General features: G+C 68.2%; 14 protein-coding genes and 3 pseudogenes. 12 read left to right on the top strand and 5 right to left on the bottom strand.

What is annotated here, in order from left to right:
- Nucleotides 1-6: 6 nt before the first annotated feature.
- Both ACZ3ZE_RS36185 and ACZ3ZE_RS36180 read left to right on the top strand, forming a co-directional pair.
- Nucleotides 7-198 (top strand): annotated as a pseudogene (locus ACZ3ZE_RS36185) (transposase); the annotation flags it as partial.
- 33 nt (nucleotides 199-231) lie between these two features.
- Nucleotides 232-489 (top strand): DUF6221 family protein, encoded by a 258-nt coding sequence (locus ACZ3ZE_RS36180; protein WP_361180091.1) that lies wholly within the window; start codon nucleotides 232-234, stop codon nucleotides 487-489.
- A 401-nt stretch (nucleotides 490-890) separates the two neighbouring features.
- Here the strand turns inward: ACZ3ZE_RS36180 and ACZ3ZE_RS36175 are convergent, their stop codons facing one another.
- Both ACZ3ZE_RS36175 and ACZ3ZE_RS36170 read right to left on the bottom strand, forming a co-directional pair.
- Nucleotides 891-1,241, bottom strand: coding sequence for a hypothetical protein (locus tag ACZ3ZE_RS36175; RefSeq protein ID WP_361180089.1), 351 nt, complete (start codon nucleotides 1,239-1,241; stop codon nucleotides 891-893).
- Nucleotides 1,242-1,810: 569 nt separating this feature from the next.
- Nucleotides 1,811-2,653, bottom strand: a pseudogene (locus ACZ3ZE_RS36170) (IS5 family transposase).
- A 330-nt stretch (nucleotides 2,654-2,983) separates the two neighbouring features.
- Here ACZ3ZE_RS36170 and ACZ3ZE_RS36165 point away from each other — a divergent pair.
- Nucleotides 2,984-3,553, top strand: a complete 570-nt coding sequence (locus ACZ3ZE_RS36165; RefSeq protein WP_361180085.1) for an SMI1/KNR4 family protein — start codon at nucleotides 2,984-2,986, stop codon at nucleotides 3,551-3,553.
- A gap of 14 nt (nucleotides 3,554-3,567) precedes the next feature.
- Here ACZ3ZE_RS36165 and ACZ3ZE_RS36160 read toward each other — a convergent pair.
- A protein-coding gene (locus ACZ3ZE_RS36160; RefSeq protein WP_361180083.1) for an IS5 family transposase occupies nucleotides 3,568-4,379 on the bottom strand; the annotation gives its coding sequence in 2 pieces (ribosomal slippage) (nucleotides 3,568-3,848 and nucleotides 3,848-4,379; 813 coding nt in all).
- Nucleotides 4,380-4,497: 118 nt separating this feature from the next.
- Between ACZ3ZE_RS36160 and ACZ3ZE_RS36155 the strand changes: the two genes are divergently transcribed.
- From ACZ3ZE_RS36155 to ACZ3ZE_RS36115, 9 genes and pseudogenes are all read left to right on the top strand, one after another.
- A complete protein-coding gene (locus tag ACZ3ZE_RS36155) occupies nucleotides 4,498-5,037 on the top strand; it encodes a hypothetical protein (RefSeq protein ID WP_361180081.1) in 540 nt (179 codons plus the stop codon).
- Nucleotides 5,019-5,729 carry a hypothetical protein gene (locus ACZ3ZE_RS36150; RefSeq protein ID WP_361180079.1) on the top strand — a complete coding sequence of 237 codons (711 nt, stop codon included), beginning with the start codon at nucleotides 5,019-5,021 and terminating at the stop codon, nucleotides 5,727-5,729. The genes ACZ3ZE_RS36155 and ACZ3ZE_RS36150 overlap by 19 nt, the downstream gene beginning before the upstream one ends.
- Nucleotides 5,726-7,261: a TniQ family protein gene (locus tag ACZ3ZE_RS36145; RefSeq protein WP_361180077.1), complete on the top strand. Its 1,536-nt coding sequence runs from the start codon at nucleotides 5,726-5,728 to the stop codon at nucleotides 7,259-7,261. The genes ACZ3ZE_RS36150 and ACZ3ZE_RS36145 overlap by 4 nt, the downstream gene beginning before the upstream one ends.
- Nucleotides 7,262-7,351: 90 nt before the next feature.
- Nucleotides 7,352-8,302, top strand: coding sequence for an RNA-binding protein (locus ACZ3ZE_RS36140; protein WP_361180075.1), 951 nt, complete (start codon nucleotides 7,352-7,354; stop codon nucleotides 8,300-8,302).
- Between the two features lie 152 nt (nucleotides 8,303-8,454).
- On the top strand, nucleotides 8,455-9,834 hold the full coding sequence (locus ACZ3ZE_RS36135) for a Fic family protein (RefSeq protein WP_361180073.1): 1,380 nt from the start codon (nucleotides 8,455-8,457) through the stop codon (nucleotides 9,832-9,834).
- Between the two features lie 120 nt (nucleotides 9,835-9,954).
- Nucleotides 9,955-10,407 (top strand): hypothetical protein, encoded by a 453-nt coding sequence (locus tag ACZ3ZE_RS36130; protein ID WP_361180071.1) that lies wholly within the window; start codon nucleotides 9,955-9,957, stop codon nucleotides 10,405-10,407.
- A gap of 214 nt (nucleotides 10,408-10,621) precedes the next feature.
- Entirely contained in the window at nucleotides 10,622-11,080 is a 459-nt protein-coding gene (locus ACZ3ZE_RS36125) for a DUF2199 domain-containing protein (protein WP_361180100.1), read from the top strand.
- A 139-nt stretch (nucleotides 11,081-11,219) separates the two neighbouring features.
- Nucleotides 11,220-11,486 (top strand): annotated as a pseudogene (locus ACZ3ZE_RS36120) (SOS response-associated peptidase family protein); the annotation flags it as partial.
- 53 nt (nucleotides 11,487-11,539) lie between these two features.
- Nucleotides 11,540-11,902: an ASCH domain-containing protein gene (locus tag ACZ3ZE_RS36115; protein ID WP_467262100.1), complete on the top strand. Its 363-nt coding sequence runs from the start codon at nucleotides 11,540-11,542 to the stop codon at nucleotides 11,900-11,902.
- A 196-nt stretch (nucleotides 11,903-12,098) separates the two neighbouring features.
- Here the strand turns inward: ACZ3ZE_RS36115 and ACZ3ZE_RS36110 are convergent, their stop codons facing one another.
- Nucleotides 12,099-12,644 carry a hypothetical protein gene (locus tag ACZ3ZE_RS36110; protein ID WP_361180069.1) on the bottom strand — a complete coding sequence of 182 codons (546 nt, stop codon included), beginning with the start codon at nucleotides 12,642-12,644 and terminating at the stop codon, nucleotides 12,099-12,101.
- On the bottom strand, nucleotides 12,644-13,192 hold the full coding sequence (locus tag ACZ3ZE_RS36105; RefSeq protein WP_361180066.1) for a zinc metalloprotease: 549 nt from the start codon (nucleotides 13,190-13,192) through the stop codon (nucleotides 12,644-12,646). Before ACZ3ZE_RS36105 ends, ACZ3ZE_RS36110 begins: the two co-directional genes overlap by 1 nt.
- Nucleotides 13,193-13,657 lie beyond the last annotated feature (465 nt).

Below are 13,657 nucleotides of genomic sequence, written 5' to 3'. Positions count from 1 at the left end.
CCAGGACTGCGAAGAGGCCGCGCCGGCGGTCGCCCACCGGCTTTCGACGCCGAGGCATACAAGCAGCGCAACGCCGTCGAGCGCTCCATCACCCGACTCAAGCAGCGGCGCGGCTTGGCCATGCGAACGGACAAGCTCGCCATCGCCTACCAAGCCGCACTCCACCTCGCCGCCATCCTCATCTGGACAGCCGCTTGACCGCCGAAGCCCCTTGCCCGCGAAGATAGCCACATGCACGATCTCGTGAAGTTCCTCGTCGCACGCATCATGGACGACAACCACGCCTATGCCTACGTGGCCGACACCCTGGGCGGCGAGGCTCTTCTCGACAGCCATCTCCCCATGCTCGACCTGACCGAGCAACTGGCGCACGACTACAAGGCCATGGATCCATCGGACCCCCGCTCGGCCGGCCTGGCATACGCACTTCGAGTCCTTGCCCAGTCATACGCCGAGCACCCCGCCTACCGCCGGGAATGGCGGCCATAGCTTTCAAGGAGACAGGCCCTAGCTGAAGCGGTTCGATCTTCCCCTGTGGGTCGGTTCACCTCCGCTCGCGCGGCGAGGACCCCGCTACGCCCGGAAGAGCCTGTTCCCGTCCTGGCTCACCTCCGCTCGAAATCGGAGGTGAGCCGGAGAACGCGTCAGATGGCGAGCAGCGGGCTCTTGTCGGCGTACACATGAACGTGCTCAGCCACGTACGAATGAACGTGCCCAGTTCCTGACGTGGTGAGGGTTGCTGGTGGGCAGCCTGCTGCTGGCCTGTTCGGGTGGCGGAGGGCGGCTCACTGTGGTCTTGGACCCGCAGCGAGCCGCTTGATCAACACTGGTGGCCAGGGACCCACTTCCATGCCTCGGTCACGGCGGGGAGATCTGGTTCGGGTTGCCAGTCATGGCCTGAGCCACTCTCCCTGCGGATCGAAGCAGACGAGACCGTGTTCACGAGCCAGAGCAGCGGCGAAGTCGGACACTTCCTCAGCCTTGCCATAGGACATGGTCAGGTACACGATCGGACCCGATGCTTCGTCGATGACCGGCGTGGACGCCCACACGGCACTGCGGTCGAGGTCGTCCGGGTATCGCTCGACGAGCGCGGCCACGTAGGCCGCGATGCGGGGTGCAGGAGGGACGACGACATCGTCCGATTCCAGGTAGCGCTCATAGAGCTCGCCGTAGGTCGAGCCTGCGCGGTGGACGTCGAGTGGGCGTTCCCCGTCCCACACAGCAAGGTCATAGCTCACAGCCGCATAGTCGCAGGGGGCGGTTCCTCCGGAGTCAGCGGGCCCTGAGATCTACCCAATCACCGGGTCATTGTGAGAGTGCCCTTAAAGAGCGTTTTGTCCTGGCTGGGGCGTTTGATAACTGGTGCGACGTAGGCCGCTTGGGGCGGCCCGTGCCAGCGTGTGAAGATCCGCCTGTGGAGTGTGACGTGTGCGGGCGGTCGATGTGGCGGTGGCCTGTGCCACCGGCGGCCTGGGAGGAGGAGATTTGGTCCTGTTCCTGGTGCCATGCGGCCACCCATGTGGGCGGTGAGTGGTTCGAGATTTCGAGACCGCCGTATCTGCCCCCGGGGATGCGCTGGGAGAAGGCCGTCGCGGATGGCCTCGCTGCTGGTGTCTCCCACGCGTTCGGCATCTTCGACAAGACGCTGTGCGGCCTTCAGGAGGCAGGTATGTCACCGTCCGACTACGTGTGGCTGCCGGAACGGGAAGATGCCTGCGGCGCCTGCCGGGAAGCGGCGAGTGTTATCGATGGCCGCTGGCCGCGGTCAATGAGGAGTGAGGATGCGCGGGTCAGCGTGGCCCGGCAGCTATGAGTCCTTCCAGTTCGGAGTCGACTCTCGGGTGAGCCTGCGGCTCATCAGGTCGATCATCGCGAGGTGACTCATCGCTTCGGAGCGGTGGGGGTGAGTTTCATAGTCGCGGGCGAGACGGCGGTGATGCATGAGCCAGCCGAAGGTCCGCTCGACCACCCAGCGCCGCGGAATCACCTTGAAGCCCTTCTGGCCCGGGTCGCGACCAGTGACTTCGACATCAATTCCCAGGCGGGCGCCATGGTCGATGACTTTGGTGCGGTAGCCGGTGTCGGCCCACGCCTACGTGACGCGGGGGTGGCTTGCAGCAATGTCCGAGAGCAGATGGATGCCACCGACGTTGTCGGAGACGCTGGCGGCGGTGACCAGCACGGCCAGCAGGAGACCGAGCGTGTCGACGCCGATGTGACGTTTGCGGCCTGCGATCTTCTTGCCCGCGTCGATGCCCTGGCCGGCCGAGGGCACGTTGGCCGAGGTCTTGATGCTCTGGGCGTCCAGGATGCAGGCGCTCGGCTCGGCGTCACGGCCTTCGGCCTTCCGGGCCAGGCGTCGCAGGAGACCGTTGAGCTGGTCGAAGACCTCGTCCTTCTGCCAGGCGGCGAAGTAGCCGTAAACCGTCTCCCATGGGGCGAAGTCGTGAGGCAGATACCGCCAGGGAATCCCGGTCCGGTCGACATAGAGGATGGCATCCATGATCCGGCGCAGATCGTGCTCAGGCGGGCGCCCGATGTCCAGGCCCTTCCCTCTTCGCTCGGCCCGCCAGGCCGTCAGAGTCGGTTCCAGCAGTTCCCAACGGGCATCGGACAGGTCACTCGGATAGGGCCGCTGCTTGCGAGGCATGTTTCTGTAGTACCGATGGCCGCCGCTCCGCCACAGGGCGCAAACCGGTGCGACCGGGGGCGCGTTGGGATCAGACAGGAGCGAAGGGACTGAAACGGGCCCTCGAAGGCCGTCACCCGCCTCACCTGCCACAAGACACATGTGCTGCCCCGGCCGACCCGAAGCGGTCAATCACCTGAACTGCGATGAAGCACCCCTACCGGGACAAAACGCTCTTTTAGAGGACGTTTCTGATGGCTCTGGTTGCGTGCGGCAGGATTTCCTGGCACCAAGGGGCCTTCGTGGGCCCGCCTGTCGGGGACGTCGGATGCGTGTGGCACGCTCCGAGGCATGGATGACGAACTGGTCAGCACCCAGACGCCGCGGCGCCGTTTAACCGATCCGGAGGAGGCTCTCGCGCTGCTGGAGCGTGCTGTCCCTGGATTGACCGACCTGCGTCGGCCGACGCGTGCCGTGATCGACTGGGCCGGGCTCGAAGACGGCCTGGGCACCCGGCTTCCTTCTGATTTCAAGTGCCTCGCGGAGTGGTATCCGACCTTCGACATCGGGGGCTTCCTTCTGGTCCGGCTTCCTGAGCCGGGCGAGGAAGGCCGCATTCTGCAGGGCACCCGTGACACCCTTTCAGCGCTTGCCGATGCCTGGTTGGAACCCGCTCTCGGCTTGCTGGCCCACCCGGCTCCCGGTGGGCTGCTCCCGTGGGGGGAGTCGTGCGACAGCGACAAGTTCATGTGGAGTACGACGGGTCCGTCTCCGCAGGACTGGGTCGTCACGGTTGCTACTCGCGGCGGGGCGTGGTGGCACTACGGTGGTGGTGCCGTCCAGTTCCTCGCTGAGTACTGCACCGGGATCCTGGAACCCTGGGGGTTGCCGCCGATCGACCTGGAAGTCCTCCCAAGCTGATCCGCTCAGGGAAGTTATCGGCTGGTGAGGCGCCGGTATCCAATGAGGGCTGCGGCTCTGCCGACGAAGGCGAGGAAGTGTTCGGCCTTGCGTTCGTACCGGCGGTGAAGTCGTCGACAACCGGCCAGCCAGGACACCGTTCTCTCGACCACCCAGCGATGTCGGCCCAGCCTCTGTGAGGACTCCACGCCTTTGCGGGCGATGCGGTGACGGATGCCCCGTTGGCGGAGCCATCGGCGCAGGTGGTCGTAGTCGTAGCCCTTGTCGGCGTGCAGTTTCGCCGGCAGTCGGCGCCGGGGCCGCGGCGGGACCGGATGGGCGGAATGCCCTGCACGAGTGGAACCAGGCACTGGCTTTCGTGCATGTTCGCGCCGGAGATGCCCAGGGACAATGGCAGTCCGTTCCGGTCGGTGATCAGGTGGATCTTCGATCCCAGCTTGCCGCGGTCGGTCGGATTCGGTCCCGTAAGCGGCCCCCTTTTTGCGGCCCGCAGACTGACCGAGTCGATCGCGCACCGCAACCAGTCCAGCTCGCCCCGCGCCCCGAGGTCATCGAGGATCACGCGGTAGAGCCGGGCCCAGACCCGGTCCCGGCTCCACTGGGCGAAACGGCGGTAGACCGTGGGCCAGGCGGGACCGAACACCGGCGGAAGCTGCCGCCACGTGCAGCCCGACGTCGCTACGAAGACGATCGCCGCCAGAGCCTCACGGTCACCCGCCCGACGCCGACCACCGCCCTGCGGACGTATCACCACCGTCGGCGGCACCACCCGCCTGAACAACACCCACAACTCGTCGGGCACCAATCGCTCAACCAGATCCGTCATGCACGGATCAACGAACGATCACGCCATAAGAAACGACGTCTATGAACCTCTTCCTCCTCCCCGATGAAGAGCAGGACACGTCTGGGGAAGCGGGCACCGGCCGGGCGGAGGACCAGTCATGACACTGGCCGGCACGGGGCTTGGTCTGATGGCGCCCGCGTCGCGGGACCAGGCAGCGGGCTGGGACACGTGGCGGCGGGCACGGCACGGCTTCGCCCCGGCGCCGGTACGGACATTCGGCCAGTGGCGGGCGATGAGCACACGGGAGCGATCCGCCTACGACCTGCACCGGATGGCCACCCACGCCAACCTCCCGCTCCTCGACACCCCGATGAGCCAGAGGGTCGACCGGCTGCTGAGCGCCCGGATCCGCACCAACGCCTTCAAGGCCAAGCCGTCCACCCGCGCGGGAGTGATGATCAGTGGCGGCGGCTACCAGGGCAAGACTGAGACCACCTGTGAGATCGTGGCCGCCTTCGAGGACTCCTGGCGCGCCCTTCACCACCAGGTCCACCCTGACGTCGCGCCCGGAACCCGCGACCTGTGGGTGCCCGTCGCCTATGTGCAGACCCCGGTGACCGCGAAGCCGAAGAGCACCTGCAAGGCAATCTTGAAATCTACGGGGCGCCCACAAAGAACATGGACCTCCCCGACCTGATCCGGCAGGTCGCCACCTCCCTGACCGACCACGGCACCAAGGTCTTGGTTCTCGACGACATCACCCGCCTACGGATGCACCGCGCCGACGACCAGGACACCCTCGACCTGATCCGCGCGTTCATGAGCATGCACGTCACCCTCGTCCTTATCGGCGTCGACATCCCCGCCTCCGGTCTCCTGCGCGAAGGCCGCCTGGATGCGGCATCCGGGCAGAGGGTGCTGCCGCCGTCCCGGCACGCCACCGCGCACGGCCTTGAGGCCACCCAGACCGAGCGCCGTTTCGATCTCGTCGAACTCGACCGCTTCCGCTATGACACCGACCAGCAGATCACCGCCTGGACCACCCACCTCGCCGGCCTGGAGAGCGCCCTCCGGCTGCTGAACGCCGAGCCGGGAATGCTCACTTCGGGCTGCATGCCCGAGTACCTCTTCACCCGCACCAACGGCGTCGTCGGCCTCCTCGAACGCCTCATCGAGGACGGATGCACTGAAGCGCTCACCAGCGGCTCCGAGTGCCTGACCGAGACCCTCCTCGACGGCCTCCCCCTCACCCTGGGTGGTGCCGGCCGCGCCGCCGAGGCAGGCGAGATCCCCACCGTCCCCGCGGCCTCCACCCGCCGACCGCGCGTCGGCCGATGCCGCAACTCCGCGTTCGACGACCACGGCCCCGCAGCCTCGGATACAGCATGACGAGCACGCCGCTGCCCAGAAGCCTGGATCCTGCCCAGGGTGAACTGCTGGCGGGCTACCTTCTGCGTCTCGCCCACCGGATCGGCATCTCTCCGCTCGACCTCGCGCACCGGTGCGGACTCACCGCAGGGACGACGTTCCCCACCCACCACCTCGTCCGCCTGGACGACAACCGATCCCGGCAGACCGCCACTGTCTGCCGACTCGCCCTGCCCGAGGTCCACGCGCTTACCCTCGCGACGCAGGCCCCCAGCTATCCCCCTCTACACCCCGTTTACCTGGGACGACACCAAAGCCAGATCGACATGGCCAACGACGGCTGGGTCTTCACGGCCTTCAGCCGGTACTGCCCCGCCTGCCTGGCAGACACTGCCGGTCTTCCGGGCGGGTCGGTCTGGCAGGGCTCGTGGCGGCTCTCACTCACATTCCTCTGCACACGCCACCACCGCCTTCTCGACTGGCGGTGCCCCAACTGCCAGGCACCCGCATTCTCCAACGGCTACCGAGCCGACGGAAGATGGCGACCCACCCAGCTCACCCCGTCACCGCGTAGCCGCCTCCACCCGGCGCAATGCCGTCATCGGCCCGGTATCGGTCGGGACCCGGCATGTGCCCAGCGGCTTGACTATCCGTCCGCCACCGGCAAAGGCCCTACCGAGGCGATGGTGCACGCTCAACAGCGGCTGTCCGCGGCCGCGCGTTCCGTGGCCGGGCAGGAGGTCGAGAGTCTGGGCCGGCCTACCTCGCCCCAACGGTTCCTTAACGATGTCCGTGCCGTCACGCTCGCCATCTTCAGCACCTGGCCGGCGACGGCGGAAGTCCTCACCAGCACCGAACACTTGGACGCGGTCGCCTCTCACGCCGAGACCCTGAGCCGAGCGCCTGCGGAACGATCCGGACCCCAAGGGGACGGCTGGCTGGCTCGCTCTGTCGACCACCCGCCTGGCGATCCGTTGCGGGCAGCCGCCCTGATGGCCCTCGTCGTCCGGATCCTCGACGACCCGGGCGGCCAGACAGTCCTCGCCCGCGTGCTGTCCCGGCTTCCCTCCAGCCGTGCCGGATATCGCCGGCTGAAGCGCCTCGCCCCACACTGCTCATCCGGCATGAACACCGCCATCGACGAGAGCACCCACCTGCGTCACGGACTTGTCGGGCCACCCGCGCTCTTCCCACAGCCTCCGAGCCACCAGGGCCTGCTCGACCCGAAGAACATCCCGCAACATCTTCCGGACGCCTGGGCCTGGCCACTGGACGAATTGAACGGGCCCGCAACCCAACTGCGCCGAGACGCCGCGATCCGCCTCGTCCAGATGACCCGCGGTGGCTCCCGCGCCGCGGCTGCCCGCTACCTCGGCATCACCCCCGGCGCTCTCCAGTCCGCAACCGTCACCATCCGCGCCTGGCAGAAGATGCCGGGCAACGCGGACGCCTACCAGGACGCACTTCAACGCATCGCCGCAATCGCCGCCGCGACCGAGGCGCCTTCCTCGACGAGGCTCACCGCTCCTGACGAGATGACCGTCGGGCCTTGAACCGTCCATGCGGGGACTGCCTCCCCCCGGTCGGAGAATCGGGGCCGGGATCTACGCTGGGCACTCCTTCCGCCCCGTCCGAGGAGTAGCGTGCCGCCGGCCTTCGTCCACCGGATCACCAAATACGATCCCGCCGACCGCGACGAGCACGGTCACTACATTGGCGCCGAGGACACGATCAGCGACCACGGGCCTGTCGAAGCGGCGTACCTGGCGGCCGTGGCCGCCTTCGCAGACGGCTCGGGCATCGACCGGCTGGAGATCCGCGACCCTGCGGTCACGGGCTTCGTCCACTTCGGCGGGGAGCCCTCAGTTGCGGGGCACGGCCTCGGCGGGCTCTTCCCGCCCGACCTCACCGGCTACCACGACGGGGCCGAGGTCTCTCTTCCGGTCGCCCTGGAACTGGTCCGGGCCATGCTCCGCGACCACGGCGCTTGGTGCCGACTGGAGGTGGGGGATTTGTTCACCGTACATGTCGGGTGGGACCAGTACATGTATGTGGGCAGCGACCGGCCCTGCGCAGACGCCGTAGCGCGTACCCGGGAACTTGGCCTCTTCCCGGAACCGTTTACGGCTTCGCCCTATGCGGCCGAGGTCGACGAAGCGGTAGTGACGGAGCCAGCCGACGAGCACTTCTGGATACGCGTGCACACCGCGCTGGCTTCACGGCATGCGTTGCTCCTCGAAGAAAGCTACGTTCGCAACGCCGCACGCTGGCACCGAATCACGCCGGAGAACCTCGACACAGTGCGCGCCGGTCTCGGCCCGCGCGCCTTGCTGACCGTCTGGCCCGACCTGACCCCGGACGTCGGCGCCGTCCTCGCCGCATTGCCACAGGAGGAATCCATCGTGTTCGTCTGGGAGGCACAGGACGGGACGATCAGCCACGCGATCGTCGACGACACCGACTACCAGGAGCTCAGCGCCCACGTGGCCGATGCCCGAGCCGCCTGCGCGCTGCCCCTGTCCCTCGCCGAACACCACCCGCTGTTCTGTGCTGCCCTCCCGGACAGCGACGGCGTACTGCGCGCCCGGTGGTGACCCGGTTCGCACGCCGGGCGAGCCAGCAGGCGCTGGGCGTCGAATTTGTCCTGCCAGGCCAGATGACGTGCTCAGTCACAGCAGCTGTGACCGGGCGCCCTAAGCTTTGAAAGTCTGGGGCGCGCGCTGGACGGGCCTGGCATGCTGACGCGGTGATCGTTGACCTGGCTCCTCGCTTCCTGACCTGGGCCGACGTGGACCCCGCCCGCCACGCCTTCGACAGCGCATCCGTAGCGCAGACGGTGCGTTCGCTGGGTCCTGCCCGGTGCGTGCCCATCCGCCGCGACGTTCCTGCTGCTGACAGCGGTTCACGAAGCAGCGAAGAGGCCGAGTCCTGGGCCGACGCCATGTCGTATGCGCTCGTCCTGCACTACGGCCGGTGGACCCTCGGGTGGCGCTGGGCGCACGACGAGGGTGACTTCGACGGCGGACCGGTGGGGAACTGGTGCTGCCCGCGGGACTCGATCACCACGCCGGAAGAGACACTGGCCCGTGTGGAGGCGGCCCTGCGGGAGTGGCGCGAGTGGCTGGAACACCTCGCCGCCTGGTTCGAGGCCTACCCGCTGGACCTCAGCGCCATCGAAGACCAGCGGATCCTGTGGGAACGCGCGGCGCGGAACCTGATTCAGCAGGTCGTCGACCGCACCGGGTGCGGCAGCGGCTGGCACAACCACTGCCGCCAGGTGCTCGCCTGGTTCCTCGACCGCTGGGGAGTCGCGGTGGAGGTAGCCCAGGGCCTGGTCGAGGAGGCGGTCGGTGGACGATTCCACAGCTGGACCGGCCCTGACACGGTGGTCATCGACGACGTCGCTGAGCAGCTCGCTCGCTCTCTACAGCCGGGCGACGGCGGTACTCGAGCGGCCGTCCAGGCTCAGGACCACTTGCAGCGCTGGCTCGCGATCCGCGCGTCGGTGCCGTGGCACGAGATCCCGGATGCCGGCGCGGACGGACCAGTGGCCGCCCTTCGCGACGGCCCCGCGGAGGACATCCGGGCCTTCGACGGCGCCATCGATCCTGCTCGGGCCGAAGGTCTGCTCCGCGCCCTCGAACTGCTCCGGGCCGACGCGGCACGCGGAGCGCGGCTCGACTTCGCGTTGCTCAGCACATGGCATCAGCACGTCCTGGGTTCTGCGCAGCCGCCGCCATTCCGCACCTCCTCCGCCTTCGCCAAGGGCGGCCGGGAGCGTTACGGCCTCGGACCGGACACACCCGCCCGCTTCGACACCAGCCTGGCCGAGAGCGCAGCCACCGCCGGCGAACCCCTCGGACTCACCGCCCGCGCCGCCCGCACCTACCTCGACGTCTGCTTCTTCCACCCCTTCGACGACGGCAACGCCCGGTCCGCCTTTCTCGCCCTAGTCTTCGTGCTGGCCCGCGAGGGCGTCGCACTTGGTGCAGTCGGCCTTCTGCGCCGCGTCACCTTCGAGGCCGACCACCCTCAGGACCCGCTGACCCTCATCCGCTATATCAACATCCATCTTGCGGAGACCCGCGGTAGCGCCACCGACCCGACCGTCTCTGCACCGGGGTGAGCACTCGAGTCGGCGAATGCCCACGGATCCGGCTGAGCCAGAGACTCAGCCGGACCACGTAAGCACGCGCGAAGCGAAATGGAGATGCCGACTCCGGGCCTGTGCCGGCAGGATCTCTCTATGTCGACCGACGTCAGCGGAATGATCGAATGCCGGCCGGGTGCCCGCCTATGGGGCCCTGACGACGAGGACTCTGTATGGCAAATCGGCATCGATCTCTTCCTCCTCAACAGGGGCAATGCCTACGACGGCCTGGCCTGCCTCTTCGGAGTCCGAAACTCCTTCGGCTTCCGTCCCTTGTCGGAGGATCGCGGCTTCCCGGACGACGCTTCGGACAGGCTGCGAAGTGAGTTCGCCGGCTACGGCGGCCCCCACGATGTGTACGGAACAACCTGGCTGACCTGGGCCGAGCTGGACACCACGGACTGGCATGAGTCCGATGCCTCAGGCACACGAACCCGCGCCTCAGCCGCAGGGATCGACACCGACTGGGGCCGGGTCTGGAGCGTCATGCGCATCCTCAGCGAGGTCCACGGGGCCGAGAACGTACGCCTTGTCGTCTGGTTCCACTGACTCGTGGCTTCGTACCTGGTTGGCCAGACTGGCCAACTACGACGCTCAGTTACAAGAACGTCGGCGTGAGGGAGCGCGATACTCGGCCCGGCAAGGCGGCAGGCGGGCCTCCCGCCCGACGTGGTGCCGCAGCACGTCACTAGGCTCCAGCACCATGACCAGTGATCTCGGGTTCACCTGCACGTGCTGCGGGGCCCACCACTCTGAGCTGCCGATGAACTACACAGCCGAGGCCCCCGCGATATGGGATCCGGCGTTCGCCGGCGCCGACGACTGCCTGCTCACGCCGGACCAGTGCGTAGTCCGCGGCCAGCACTACTTCGTTAAGGGACTGATCGAGATACCGGTCGTCGACACGGACGAAGTGTTCTCCTGGGGCGTGTGGGTCTCACTCAGCCACGAGAGCTTCTCCCGTGCCGCGGATCTGTGGGACGCCCCCGGCCGCGAGTCCGCGAAGCCGTACTTCGGTTGGCTTACCACCGACCTGTCGGTCTACCCCACGACGACCCTCAACCTGAAGACGCGTGTCCACACCCGCCCGGTCGGCGAGCGCCCCTACGTCGAGCTGGAGCCCACCAACCACCCCCTCGCCGTCGAGCAGCGCACAGGGATCAGCATGGACCGCGTGCGGGAGATCGCGGCGGCAGCACTCCACGCCGGCGACAGCCAGTAGCGGTGACGGCTGCCAGAACCACCCCACCGGCACCCACCTGCCCGACCGACCAGGTCGGCCTGTGCGCCTCCTGCCACCACCCATCCACCGCTACGGCCACGGCGGGAACCCCCTGCGCGTGCTGTGCCGCGAGACCAACGAGGACGACCCGGACGCGTGGCTGATGACCTGCACGATCATCACCACCGAGGCCACCGACGCCGCCGGACTCATCCACCCCCGCATGCCGCTCGCTCTCACCCCCGACCACTACGACGCCTGGCTCGACCCCGACCACACCGACACCGCCGGCCTGCGCGCCCTGCTCACCCAGCCCGCGAACGGGCAGCTGACCGTCCAGCCCGTCTCCACGGCCGTGAACAGCGTCCGCAACAACGGCCCGCACCTCCTCGACCCGGCCACCTGAGCAGCTTCGGCACCGCCCGGTGACCAGACCGACAGCCCATAGGATCCAGGGGCATGAGGGTGCTGACGATTCGCCAGCCGTACGCCGACGCGATCGTCTGGGGCGGGAAGACAACCGAGAACCGGCAACGTGCGCTCTCTGCCTTCCACCTCGGGACCACGGTCCTCGTCCACGCCGCGAAGGCGCCGCACGCCTCGAAGGTGACCGCCACCGACATCGGTCTGGAGCATGCGCCCAATGTGCGGGGCGCGATCATCGGCACAGCCGTCCTTGACTCCTGCCACCACGCTGCCGCCGACGGCTGCTGCGTCCCCTGGGGCATGCTGGGCTTCTGGCACTGGACACTCCGAGACGTCCGCCCTCTTTCGCGGCCCCGTCGCCGTCGAGGGGCGTCTCGGGCTGTGGGTGCCGGATGAGACCGTCGTGCGCGACGTGGTCGCCCAGCTGCCGGATCCGTGGTCCGCAGGTCAGGGGGAGTCGGGTGCGGGGGTGCCGTCGACGTAGATGTCGACGCAAGGGTGATCGGGGCAGGGAGGGTTCTTGCGGGTGACGGCGGCGGCTGAGCTGCGGCGTGACCGGCAGCCTGCGCGATGGCCCGGGGCCGGGTCCTGTCTACGGCACGTTGACGACGTCGTTGCAGGACGGGGCGATGCGCTTCGCGGTCTGGTGGGCGACCGCGGCCTTCCAGCGGGTGAGCTCCTTGTCGAGCTGGGCGCCGTCGGCCGGCGTCGAGAAGAAGACCTCCCGAAGCCTCGGACCCGTGGTGCTTCCCCAGTCGTCGACGCCGATCACGTACCGGTGTCCGGCGGTCAGTGGCGCCCGGTGCGGACCGGTGGCCTTGAACCCGCCGCCGGGTACGCGGAAGACGACTTGATCGACGGTCACGCCCGAGGGCAGGGCGCCCTTCAGGATCTCCTCGACGCGGACCTTGGAGAAGACCTCGACGTTGACGTCGTTGGGCTGCTCCTTGACCATCTGGTCGACCGTGACGACGGCCACGTGATCGACGATGCCGGCCTTGTCGCCGTCGGTCTCGTCGACCGGGAGGCAGATCGCGTGGACGGTGACGTCGTCGTCCTGCGTGGCGAGGACGGCGGCGGTAGCCGACCCGGCGAGCACGACGACCCCGGCGAGCGACAGCACAATGGTGCGCTTCATCATCCCCACAATCGGGTGTAGTTGGCCTGGTCGACGGCGGTCGGCCTGTCGACGTCGCTCTTCCTGTTCCACATCACCGACAGGTAGTCCCCCGACTTGTGGCACAGACCCAGCGCGTGACCGAGCTCGTGCACGAGGACGTTGCGCCGGAACGCGGGCCCCATGCCGTCGATGTTGTGCTTGTTCAGGTAGATGTAGTCGGTCTGGGCGATACCACCCCGCCGCTCCCAGTACCCGCCGATGGTGTCGGGCTTGCTGTAGTCCCGGAACTCCAGGTCGTTCACGGTGTTGACGGCGTCCGGCGCGATGCGGATCTTCCGGAGCCTGTTCCACTCGGTGAAGGCGTGCGCCCTCTCCGAGTCGTATTTCGACGACTCGGTCCACCGGATCTCGCCCTCGTCGACCGAGGAGTCCGCCCTGGACTCGGTGTCCCCTTCCTCGCACGGTGCGGCCATGGCGGCCAGCGCGGTGGCGTACGGAGCGTTCGAGGTGGCGAGCGAGAGCAGAGTGGCCGCGACCAGCGAGAGCGTTGCCTGGCGAAGCGTCATGGGCATCCCTGGTCGGACGGGCGAAAGGCCAGACGGTAGCGGCCAGCCAGGACGACACGCGAGCTGAGAGCGGGGATGCCACCCGATCCGGTGGCCCGCGAGCCGCGCGGCTCACCGGCGTTCGCCGTGCGCACCGAGTGCTTGGTCTTGTCGGTGAACACGCCGACGGGCAGGCCGCGCGGGGTTCAGGGTGACGTCGTCGGCGATGAGCCCGGCTCGGGCAGATCAGCGGATGACGTGCCGCCCGCTCCGCACACCGTGCTGCGGCTGACCACACCGGCCGGCGCCAGGGGCGGGCCTCGCGGGCTCGGCGAGGCCCGCCCGCGGTCAGGACGGTGTCTCGGCCTGACCTCCGTTCTCGACAGCGGTCAGGACGGTGGTGTGGAAGTCGGTCAGGGCGCCGACCGGGACTGGGGCGGGGCTGCCGGTGAGGGTGTACCACTCGTCCGCGCCGGTGTACTGGAC

Source organism: Streptomyces sp. NPDC023157 (assembly GCF_055560575.1).
Note: the sequence above shows the minus strand (reverse complement) of the source record. Positions and strands in the feature narration are given on the sequence as shown.